This is a genomic window from Fibrobacter sp. UWB3, assembly GCF_002210405.1.
Lineage (GTDB): Bacteria > Fibrobacterota > Fibrobacteria > Fibrobacterales > Fibrobacteraceae > Fibrobacter.
The window spans coordinates 390,423-403,646 of the sequence record NZ_MWQJ01000001.1; the positions used below are offsets into that span (position 1 = coordinate 390,423).

The window sequence follows — 13,224 nt, forward strand, 5'->3', positions numbered from 1 at the left end:
CCATGTTTGGGAGGAAAAATGTCTATTATAAAGTATCTTTTGATACTGTTTTTTGTTGTACCCTTAGCAATCGCACAACAAGAACAACCCACTCCATATGACCTAATCAGGCCTACATTTCCGCTAACATGGGACACGACCGTTTTTGATCACTATGACGCATCGGTCACCAAGAAAAAGAATACCGTTCCCAAAATCAGGACAACTCCTTTTTACGCGCCAAACGCCTATATTGTCGATACACTAGACCAGGCTTATCTCGATGCCATCAATTACCACATGTCGCCAATCCGCGTAAACCAAGCGGGTTACCTTGAAAGCGACAAGGAACGTCAATTCTACTACATCGGAACAGCCTCCACCTTTGAAATTGTCGATGTCAACGGCAAGCCTTTTAGCCCTGCCATTACCGGCTCGCTAAAGTCTTCTGGCCACACGACATCCTCTGACTGGACCATTGTCGCAGGCACAAACGCCGCCACAAATGACCAGATGCGCTATAAAGTGGATATTACCGGTCAATCCGGCACCATCATGATTGGGAACATTCCGCAGGGACTCCCCACCGACACCCGCCTCCGCATTAAAGTTGGCAATGAAATTTCTAGCACGTTCATCATTTCGGACCAGGTGTACACTATGGTCAAGGATGCCGCCATCAAATTCTACGGCATCAACCGCAGCGGTTACGGAGATTCCTGGTTTCACCCATCAAGCCACACGAAAGATGGCGCCGGTGCAGTAACCGTCGGCGATGCAACAGAAGTTCGAAACTATTACGACGCATCAATGGCAGGGACTCTCGAAGGCGGTTACTATGACTGCGGTGACCACCTGAAAGAATCCCAGACACAGATGTATGCCTTCATGGTCGCTGCGGTCATGGCGGCAACAAACCCGGATGTAGACGTAGACCATTACAAATACAACCATGGAGCAGGCGGACGCGACGGTATCCCCGACATGCTCCGCGAAGCGAAGCACGGCGCCGATTTTGTACTCCGTTCCTTTGTAAGGGCAAAAGGCGTCATCGACGACATGGCACTTTCCATTGGAGCCAAAGGTTCTGACCACGGTTGGTGGGGACGCCCGGAAAATCAGGATGGCATTCCGGTAGACGGCTCCCCTTCTGCAACAGACCGAGGCGGCCCTAGTTCAAGAATGGTCCGTTTAGGTGAAATAGGCTCGAATATCGGCGGTGAAACAGCCGCAGGCCTTGCCATTCTTGGCAAGATGTTCAAAGATTATTCCGAATACGAAGATTTTGCGGACAGCTGCTTGATGGTTGCAGAAAAAATGTACAGCCTGGCCAAAGCCATCGCTCAAGGTAAAAGCACCTATGACGGCGACAAGCCGATTAAGAACAACACATCTGCAGCAAGCTGGTCCAGTCAAGCCTATAACGGCAACAATGAATTCTACGACGACCTGGCACTCGCCTCTGTAGCCCTTCTCTACGCCACCGGAGACAAGCAATACGCCGATGATATGATCCGTACCAGGAAATTAGTGCCAGCAGGAGTAAAAATTGGCGACAAAGGGCAAACGGCTCCAACTCAGGAATATATGGAAAACTGCGCCGGTTGCTTCGAAGGCGGCTGGTTCGTCACAAACGACAAGGGATTCTTGAAAAACGTAAAGTCCACGAGTTGGGCAAACAGCTACACATTCGCCCTTTACGCTTTGTACAAGCTCATCCTCGCCGACAAGAACAAAGCGATTACGCAATACGGCCTGACCGAAGATGAATGGCTGAACGCCGTTGAAGACTGCGTTGCCAACTTGATTTATAACGTTTCCGACATGTCCGAAGGTGCCGGAGCCTCCATAGAACTACCCATGGGCAGCATCATCTGGAAACAGAATAAAGTGACATACGACGCCGATTGGTACAACATGGCCTCGCCATCTGGGGATTGGATTTACAACCGCTACCAAGCAGGCAACATCTTTGATGTCATGGCGTATGTCGATGTTGCCAAAAGCATAAAAGCTCAAGGCATTACGCTCCCGCACATGGGCACCCCCAACTGGAAAACCGACGAAATGCAGCAGCTCGCCATCAACCAGATGAACTACATGCTTGGCGTGAATCCGTGGGACATTTCGTTTATCTACGGCGTCGGAGACAAGAATGATGCCCACCCGCACCACCGCGCTTCAAACCCAGAAGGAACAAATGTTCCAGGCGGTCATTACCCGTATAAAGTCCCCACAGGCGCCTTCCTTGGAGGCATCAAGCCCGGTGGAGCCAATTCATTTGTTCCCAAGACAATGAGCTGGGAAGATTATGAAAAATCCGAAGTCTGCATCGACGCCTCTGCTACGTTCTTAGGCGCGGTTAGCCTTGTCGCCCACAAATTCGATATGACCCAGGCGCCAGACATAAGCGTAGAGATTCGCCACAAAAGCGCAGACTCCGCCATCGTGACTGTAAATCTGACCATACGAGGAACAGCCGTCATTCATTACGGCACCACAGAAGGTGAATACTCGCTTACCGCAACAGACAACCTTAAAGGCGTCCAGCACGATATCGTCCTCCGCAACTTAACGCCCGGCACCACCTATTACTTCTACGTTACAGGGGCAAACGCCTACAAGCCTGAAAACGAAAAGCCCAAATATCTCGTCGACAGCACACAAACGCCGTATTCATTCACGACCCTAAGTTCCGTTGAAAGCGCAGAAATCACCAACGTCACCGTCTGTAACGTATCTGCAGACAGCGCCGAAATCATGTGGTACACCCCGAACGGCGAATACGAATCCAGAATTTACTGGGACATCCAGCCGCACTCTACAGCAGCCGAATACGCCTACAATACCGGTGCAGGAAACGCCGATGTATCTGGCATTCCGACCCAGTTCCATTACGTAAAGATTGGTGAGCTCAAGGAAAAGACGACTTATTACTTCATGGTCGAAAGCAATGGCACATTTGCCAATGTCGACGATGACGGCAAGCCGTTAAAATTCACGACACCCGTCACGTGGTACGACTTTAGTGTAAAGACTTACCAGTACCCTTGGCAGGTCGATATGGCCATGGTCAACATCAACATTTTCAATAACGAATCTAGAGCATTCGACAGTTTGACCATCCGCCTTTACATGCGCGGTACCGACGAAATCGAAAACGATATCGGCATGGGTACAGACATTTGTAACGACTATGACGAAGCGGGTTTCAGCGGCTCATGCCCTGAAGAAACCATCGAGGAACTTGCAAGACTCCTGCGCGACGCCCATCCTGTCAAAATTGAAGACACCTACGACGATGCTACTGGAACATGGCAATGGTACTTCCCGCTAAACCTCGGCTCCACAGTCATCAAAAGTTCAAGCCGCCTGCGCTTTGACGTGAGATTTGATCACCGCAGTCCGTACCCACCTTACAAGGACTTGATGAACGAAGCGCCAAACAAAAAGCTTTATTGCTATTCTGGCAACAAATGGTATGCCCCGTCCAACGAAACTCCGGGCGCCCCAACCTTGGACGAAAATCCGGGTGACTGGAGCTGGATGCCGCACTCTCGCGCAAACGGCGAAGAACTGGATTACCCCGGCATGCCGTGTATCGAAAAAGACGAAGGAGACAAAGACTTTGACGCGGCTCCGGTGAATCCGTATGTATCCGTTTACCGCAAGGATGAATTTATTTGGGGTTACAGTCCTTCCAAGAAGGAAATGCAGACTAAAAGAGCGAACTACAAAATCAACATGGTACTTGATCCACCGTTCAATGTATCCAACGGTTCCCATATCGATATCGACCAAACCAGCAGCACCGTCCACGTCACCGGCAAGGCTCACATTTCTGAAGGAGGATACATTACAAAGATTTGGGCCAACGGCGTCAAAGTGAGTGGCGTTCCATATGTTGACGGTTTGAATAAATGGATTCTTGACGAATCAGGAACAAAAATCATCGCCAAGTACGATATTCCGACCGACATGTGGGATCTCGACATTCCGGTCAAAATGAGCATCGGAAGCAAAAAGGTCGATATAACCCTGTTCGCAGGGCCTGACCCCACATGCGATGCATGCCTAGAAAACGGCGGATGCGCCTTCGAGAACAGATCCTACTACGTGAACTTTTCCAAAGGCGATGCCACGGAATCGCAGCTTGTCATCAAGGATGCCTTGGTCAACGGCAACCCGATTATCAGCCCTGCCAATCCAGAAGGCACGACATTCTACATTGACGTGATGGACAAAGATAAAATCAAGAGCAACACAAAGACGATCGATGTCCAAATCATCAACAGCAAGAGGAATGACGAACTCACCGTCACCTTGAAAGCAGATGCAGCAAATCCAGGCCACTTTACCTGCGGGCCGATTACCGCCGTCAACCATTCCAAGGAAACGAGAAACCAGACTTCCGAGATTTCATTCTTCGCAGGCGACACCATCCAGGTTGTCTATACCGACCCGGATGATGAAGACGATATTTCAAAACAGTCCTTCTACGCCATATCCAAGATTCCGTCGCCACAGAAGGTTCTCGCCGAAGATACCGACTGCGACAACAAAGCAGACCAGCTGAGAATCATTTTTTCGAACAAAATTACTGAGGGATACACGCTTGACAGCATCAAGTACTTTATCGAAGGCATGACAGACTCCATAAAGGTTCCGCTTACAGCCTCGAAATATGCGGACTTGAATGAAGTCACCATCCCTATTGACACAAGCCTTATCCCGACCGATGCAACCCCGTCCGGAAAAATCACGACTTACATTGCAGACAAGGGCACGCCTAATGCAGAAACGACAAAAATAACGGACGGCATCCTCCCCACACTCGTGAGTGTCTCGATTCTCGAAAAATCGGACAATGACAACAACGACCTTGATACCGTCTTGATAACATTCTCAGAACCGGTAATCCTTTCATCCCAAAGCGAATGGCCGCTTTCCATTTCGGGAGCAGCAGGAGTACCAACCGTCATCGGAAAAGGTACAACAACAAACAACGGAAGGAGCTGGCAATTTATCATCAGCGGAAACAAGGACAATACACTAGTACCCATCGGAGCCCTGGCTAGCGCAAGAACGACCGGCGGATATTCCATTACCGACCAAAGTTTCAATCCGATTGATCCAACTGGTTGCAAGCCTACGGTACCAGTAACGCTCATCAGCCGCCCAGTTCCGGTCTATCACGCAGAAATGATAGACATCCAAGGCGACGGCATTCCGGACAAAATCTACATCATGTTCGAAAGCAAGCTGAAAACAAAGGACATGTTCGATAGCATCGTGACGAGCTGGGGAAATCCGGGCATTACACGCAGCTTTATCACAACGGCGGACACCACAGGCGGCGTCATCAAGCCAAAGGAATCCTACTGGACAATCCGTGACTCCGTATCGGCACCGTTCTCCGTGCAAATAGACTCCGTTACGAAAAAGGATTCCGTCAACACGTATAGCATTATCGAAATCAACATTCCAGAAAACAAAGCCTATCCAATAGGTTCTACAAGCGGCGAAAATGACGGAAACGGTACGATTTCCCCGCACAAAGGCATTACTAATGGATTTTTCGAAACCACCTACACACTTTACGACAAATGCCCCCCAATCATCACCTCGGCACGTCTAGTCAGTGGTTTACTCACGGTCAACATATCTGAATCGGTAAATATACTCGAAACAGGCAAGTACATACAGCGGGAACGCGACGAATACATTCCATCCGAAAAGCCACAAGGCTACGGCAAGAGCTACCTATTCACCTACAACGAAAAGGATAACGTCTTCCATGCCGGCGACCGCGTCCGTCTCGTCCCAGACATACTCGGTTCAGCATTCATCGACAAGAACGGAATTGCACCGACAATTTCTAACCCCTACGTACGCATCACAGGCAATGACAAGATCCGCTTCAACGTGACGCTGACCAAGCCTGTTTCTAAGCCAAAGGCAGAAGCCTACATCGGGCGCCCAGAAACAATCGCCAACGAATCCTTCGTCACAAGCGCAGTCATCAACGGCAAGCACAACTTTATCAACGGAGACGGTTCCGTTCTCGGTCAAGTGGATACGGCAGCTTATTTCAGTTCGGGCCCGAACTTCGAAATCGAAGTCATGATGCCGTCCGCAAGCTTTACGACTCACGAAGGATTGCCAATGTACGATTTCCGCCTGAAAGTCGTCATGGACCTCTATGACAACCTCGGACAGTACATCAACACCTATAAGCTTGATATTCCAAAAGAAAAATTTGCAGAGATGCGAAACCTGATCAATAACGGTCTTTTTAAGTTGAGCCTGGAATGGGCCGCCAAAGACAACGAAGCTCCTGTAGCCAAGAAGGGCAACAAGATTGGAACTGGAGCCTATATTGCAAAATTCGACCTCACGGCAGAATCCTTCTGCGCCACGAATTTTGACAAGTCCAGCAACGATTACAAGCTATCATGCGAAAAAGCCGGAATCAAGGCAGAGAAAGCTTCCGATAGCAAAACCAAGACATTCGGCTTCAAGAGGAAAATGTAAAAATCAGAAAAAAAGTCTCCTGGATTTAACGGCCTAGGAGACATTTTTCTCAAATGGTAAACTTTTATATACATTGCATAAAGAATAAGTGGAAGCTCAATGAAACCTTTTGGCCCATTTTTTTTATTTCTTTATTCATATGATACACTTAACAAATCAGAAAAGCAAAATAGAGAATATTCTGAGAACAAAAAAGGAATATATCACAAAACATTTTTACATAAATAATCTATTTTATCTTTTGAGAGAATATAATTAGAGGGCAAGACTAGTTTTGCCCGCTTTTTACATATGTAAAGGAGACAACGTGAGTATTAAGAAGTATCTGTTTGCATTGTGCGCTGCAACATCCGTAATGGCAGCACAACAGGAACAACCGACTCCTTATGACTTGATTCGCCCCACCTATCCGTTAACGTGGGACAGCACCGTATTCAACCGGTTCGATACAACGGTCACGAACAAGCACAACATGGTGCCGAAGAACAGAACTCCGGCCTCCTATGCACCCAATGCTTTAATTCCCGATACACTGAACCAGGCATATCTGGACGCCATTAACGTCCGCATGTCGCCTATCCGCGTCAACCAGGCGGGTTATCTTGAATCCGACTTGGAACGCCAATTCTATGTCATCGGCAACGAAAGTTCCTTTGAAGTCGTTGACGTCAACGGCCAATCCCTTAGCCCTGCTGTAACTGGCACCCTTAAGCCCGCTCCCAATGGCCAAAGCATAACCTCGGACTGGACGATTATCGCAGGCACAAACGCTGCTACAAACGACCAGAAGCGTTACCAGGTCGATATCACAGGCCAAGCCGGCAAGATCATGATCGGTAACATTCCGCAGGGTGTTCCGACCGAAACCCGTCTCCGTATCAAAGTCGGCAAAGAAATTTCGAGTACATTCATCATCAGTAACCAGGTTTACTCCATGGTGAAGAATGCCGCCCTCAAGTTCTACGGCATCAACCGCAGTGGTAATGGCGAGTCCTGGTTCCACCCGGCTAGCCATACTCTTGATGGTGGTGGTCCGGTCGTCACCGGAGCAGACGATGTTCGCGGTCCGTTCAACGCCTCCCTCGCCGGGACGCTTGAAGGCGGTTACTATGACTGCGGTGACCATCTGAAGGAATCTCAGACCCAAATGTATGCATTCATGGTCGCAGCTGTGATGGCAGCGACAAACCCGGATGCAGACCAGGACGTCTACGCCTTTAACCAGGGCGAAACGGTCAATACCGACGGTATACCGGACATGCTCCGTGAAGCAAAGCACGGCGCAGACTTCGTTCTCCGTGCTTACGTTCGCGCAAAAGGCGTCATCGACGACATGGCCCTCTCTGTTGGTAACTTCGGCTCTGACCACGGCTGGTGGGGACGCCCCGAAAACCAGGACAAGCTCCCGGTCGACAACTCCGCCTCGGCAACAGACCGTGGTGGTCCGGCATCCCGTACGGTGCGTCTCGGTGAAATCGGTGCAAACATCGGTGGTGAAACGGCTGCAGGCCTTGCCATTGTCGGTAAGATGTACCAGGATTACCCCGAATACAAAGCTTTCGCTGACAGCTGCTTGAAAGTCGCTATAGAAATGTACGACTTTGCAAAGTCGATGGCACAAGGCAAGACCTACAAGAACAACACCGAAGCAGCCGGTTGGTCTAGCCCGGCCTACAACGGCAACAACGAATACTTTGATGATCTTGCACTTGCATCGGTCGCCCTGTGGTATGCCACCGAAGATTCTAAGTATGGCGATGACGCAATCCGTTCCAGAACACTCAAAACAACTGTTCCCCAAGATTTTATGGACTGCTCCGGCTGCTTTGAAGGGGGCTGGTTCGTTACAGACAACAAGGGCTTCTTGAAGAACGTCAAGAACACGAGCTGGGCAAACGCCTACAGCTACGCCCTCTACGCCCTTTACAAGCTCATTCTTGCTGACAAGACTAAAGCAACAACAGTTTACGGCCTTACCGAAACCGAATGGGCTCACGCCGTTGAAGACTGTATCATGGACATGATTTACAACCTCGGCGACATGAGCTTGGGCTCTGGAACCGCAGAAATCGTGCTCCCCACAAGCCCGAACTGGAAAGGTATCGGCTGGAAGCCGAACTCAGTCAAGTACGACCCGATCTGGTACACCATGCAGACGGACCAGGACTGGATCTATAACCGTTACCAGGCCGGCAACATCTTTGAAGTTCTTGCCTATTCCGATGTCGCCAAAGACATTACCGAAAAGGGAATTAGCCTCCCCGACCTCGGCACTCCGGACTGGAAGGCCGACGAAATGCGCCAGTTGGGCATCAACCAGTTGAACTATCTCCTTGGTGTGAACCCGTGGGATGTTTCTTACATCTTGGGCGTTGGCGACAAGAACGACGCTCACCCGCACCACCGTGCAGCAAACCCCGAAGGCAAGAACCAGCCGGGTGCAGCCTATAAGTACAATCCGCCGACAGGCGCCCTTTATGGTGGTGTCAAGCCGGGTACAGAAAACTCCATGGTCCCCGACAACAAGAGCTGGGAAGACTACCACAAGTCCGAAACCTGTATCGACGCTGCAGCAACGCTGGTTAGCTCGAACATGATCGCCTCCCAGAAATTTGACAAGACCGCAGCACCGGACATCAACGTGGAAATCCGCCACGTGAGCATGGACTCCGCTATCGTAATGGTGAAGCTCACCCAGCGCGGTACAACCGTCATATCTTACGGTACCGCCGAAGGCCAGTACACACAGACGACAGCTGATACCGTAGCCGGCGTCCAGCACGAAATGGTGCTCCGCAACCTCACTCCGGGCACAACCTACTACTTCTACGTTACCGGTCTTAACGCTTATAAGCCCGAGAATTCCAAGACCAAGTTCCTTGTCGACAGCACTCAGACTCCGTTCACATTTACGACGCTCAACACTATTGAAAACGCAAACATCGTGAACGTGACCGTCTGTAACGTCACGGCAGATACCGCAGAAATCATGTGGTACACCCCGAACGGCGAATACGAATCCAAGGTTTACTGGGATACAAAGCCGCACTCCACGGCAGCGGAATTCGCATACAATTCTGGTAGCGGAAACGCCGACGTTTCCGGCATTCCAACCAAGTTCCATTACGTAAAAATTGGCGGACTTCAGGAAAAGACGACATACTACTTCATGGTCGAAAGCAACGGCGTGTTCACTAATGTCAACGACAATGGCGAACTCCTCAAGTTCACGACTCCTGTGACGCAGTATGACTTTAGCGTCCGCGGCTACCAGTACATCTTCGGTGGCATGGACTTCTTGAACTTGAACGTTTACAACAACGAAGCAAGACCGTTCGACAGCTTGACACTTCGCCTCTACTTCACCGCATTGCCTGAAGAAGTCGAAAAGTGCGCTACTTTGATCGACTCCGATATTTGCCAGGCATACGACGAGGCAGGCTTCAACAAGCCTTGCGAAAACGACCGCGAACTTCGCGACTTGCTGCGTGCCGCACTTCCGGTTCGCCTGGACGACACCTATGATCCGGCAACAGGAAAATACTCCTACTACTTCCCGGCTCCGTTGGGCTCCTCCGTCATCAAGTCCCAGTCTCGTCTCCGCGTAGACTTCGGCTTCTCTTCCGGTATCTCAAACGACGGTTACAAGACCTGCGAAACCATACGCGCCCCGGGCAAAAAGCGCTTCAGCAAGGAATCTGGCGACTGGTCCTGGCGTCCGCACACCTACATGGAAGATGGCGCCGATTATGACGGTATGCCAGTCGAAGACAAGGACTACGGCGATATCGACGGCGACATTCCTGTAGACCCGTATATTACTGTTTATCGTAAAGACCAGTTTGTCTGGGGTTACAGCCCATCCAGAAAGGAAATGGAAACCAAGAGGGCTAATTACAAGATTTCTCTGACTCTCGATAAACCGTTCAACGTCTCTAACGGCTCCTTCATCGAAATCGACCAGACCAGCAGCATCGTGCATGTCACCGGTAAGGCTCACGTCACAGAAAATGGCCACATCACAAAGATTTGGGCAAACGGCGTGAAGGTTAGCGGTCAGGGATATGTCGACGGCATGAACAAGTGGCTCCTCGATGAATCCGGAACCCAGATTATCGCCAAGTACGACATTCCAAGCGACATGTGGGATCTCGATATTCCGGTCAAGATGGGTATCGGCAGTAACAAGGTTGACGTGACCATATTTGTTGGCCCGGATCCGACCTGCGACGCCTGCACCGAAAATGGCGGTTGCGCATTTGAAAACAGAAGCTACTACGTGAACTTCTCCAAGGGCGATGCTACCGCTTCGACGCTCGTGATCAAGGATGCCGCAGGCAACCCGATTGCAAGCCCTGCAAAGCCGGAAGGAACGACGTTCTACATCGACGTGATGGACAAGGATAAGATTAAGGGCAATGTCAAGACTGTTGAAGTCCAGGTCATCAATAACAAGAAGGACGATGTCCTCAAGGTGACTTTGACGGCAGATGCTAATAATCCTGGCCACTTCGTCGGAGGCCCGATTACAGCAGTCAACCATTCCAAGGAAACGAGGAACCAGACTTCTGAAATTTCGTTCTACGCTGGCGACACGATCCAGGTTATCTACATCGACCCAGACGATGAAGAAGATATCTCTAAGCAGACATTCTACGCCGAATCCAAGATTCCGTCTCCGCAAAAGGTTCTTGCAGAAGATACCGACTGCGACAACAAGGCGGACCAGCTGAGAATTACTTTCACGAACAAGCTTACCGACAACTACACGCTCGACAGCATCAAGTACTTCATCGAAGGTATGGCAGACACCATCAAGGTTCCGCTTGTCGCAAAGAACTATCTTGACCAAAACGAAGTCGTTGTCGCAATCGACACGAGCCTCCACCCTGTAAACGCAAGTCCTTCTGGAAAGATCACGACCTACGTTGCAGAAAATGGCATCGCAAACGGAGAAACGGCCAAGATCACCGATGGTATTCTCCCCACGCTCGTGAGCGTATCGATTCTCGAAAAGGCTGACGACGACAACAGTGGTTTCGATACCGTCATGGTCGCCTTCTCTGAACCTGTTGTGTTCTCTTCCATGAACGAATGGCCGCTCGTCATCTCGAATACCGCGGGCATGCCTACAGTAGTTGGATCTGCAACGACGACCAACAACGGCAAGAGCTGGCAGATTATCATCACCGGTAACGAAAACAATTCGCTTGTCCCTGTCGGCGCACTCGCATCGGCAAGAACTACAGGCAACTTCACCATTACCGACGAAAGCTTCAACGCTATTGATCCGGTAGGCTGCAAGCCGACCGTTCCGGTAACGCTGATTTCTCGCCCGGTACCTATTTACCATGCTGAAATGATTGACCTTGAAGGCGATGGCGTCCCCGATGTTATCTACATGATGTTCGAAAAGAAGCTCAAGACGAAGGACGTGTTCGACAGCATCGTCACGGTCTGGGGCACCCCGGGCATCACTCGTAGCTTTATCACGACTGCAGACACCACTGGAGGTGTAATCAAGCCTAAAGAAAGCTACTGGACCATCCGTGATACACTTTCGGCTCCGTACACTGTAGCGGTTGATTCAGTCAACACCAAGCTCGTGCAAGATACCAACAGCATTATCGAAATCACCATTCCTGCCTCCAAGGCCTATCCTTACGGATCTACAAGCGGCGACAAGGACGGCAACGGAACGGTCTCCCCGCTCAAGGGTACCGCAAGCGGTTTCTTCGAAACGAACTACACATTGTACGACAAGTGCCCGCCGGTTATCTCTTCGGCCCGCATGATCAAGGGAATGCTTACGGTCAATATGTCTGAACCGCTCACCATTCTCGAAACGGGCAAGTACATCCAGCGTGAACGCGACAGCTACATTCCGTCCGAAAAGCCGCAAGGCTCCAGCAAGGCCCAGGTCTTCATGTACAACGAAAAGGATAACGTTGTCCATGCCGGTGACCGTATCCGCCTCGTTCCGGACGCAATCGGTTCTGCCTACCTTGACAAGAACAACAACGCTCCGACAAGCGCGAACCCCTACGTCCGTATCACTGGTGACGACAACATCCGCTTCAACGTGACACTCACAAAGCCGGTCTCGACCCCGAAGGCCAACGCTTATGCAGGTCGTCCGATTGCAGCCAAGGATAACGCCTTCGTTACGACAGCGACGATCGGTGGCAAGAACAGCTTCATCAGCGATAACGGAAATATTCTCGGTCAAGTCGATACTGCCGTGTACTACAGATCGGGTCCGAACTTCGATATCCAGATTACAATGCCTTCGGCAGCCTTCACGACTCACGAAGGAATCCCCATGTTTGATTACCGCCTGAAGATCGTCATGGACCTCTACGACAATCTTGGACAGTACATCAACACGTACAATCTCGACATTCCGAAGGAAAAATTCTCGGCAATACGCGAACTTGTAGACAACGGTATTCTTAAGCTCAACGTGGAATGGGCAGCCAAGGACAACGAGGCCCCTGTAGCAAAGAAGGGCAATAAGATTGGAACCGGCGCCTACATCGCGAAGTTCGACCTTACCGCCGAAACCTACTGCGCAACGACCTTCGAAGCTTCTAGCAACGACTACAAGCTTGCTTGCAAGACCGTTGGCGAAAGAAAGGAAAAGGCAACCGACAGCAAGACAAAGACTCTCGGCTTTAAGAGAAAGAAATAATTAATAAACATGGAGCCACC

2 protein-coding genes are annotated in these 13,224 nt (G+C 50.3%); both read left to right on the forward strand.

Features of this window, described 5'->3' with window-relative positions:
• The first annotated feature begins 18 nt into the window (after positions 1–18).
• On the forward strand, positions 19–6,513 hold the full coding sequence (locus B7991_RS01705; protein WP_088629304.1) for a glycoside hydrolase family 9 protein: 6,495 nt from the start codon (positions 19–21) through the stop codon (positions 6,511–6,513).
• Positions 6,514–6,820: 307 nt separating this feature from the next.
• Complete coding sequence (locus B7991_RS01710; protein ID WP_088629305.1) at positions 6,821–13,204, forward strand: glycoside hydrolase family 9 protein; 6,384 nt, start codon at positions 6,821–6,823, stop codon at positions 13,202–13,204.
• Positions 13,205–13,224: the final 20 nt, after the last annotated feature.

What these genes read in the sequence shown, in the direction of transcription:
- B7991_RS01705 (WP_088629304.1), top strand. Translation starts at nt 19, where the DNA reads ATGTCTATTATAAAGTATCTTTTGATACTGTTTTTTGTTGTACCCTTA.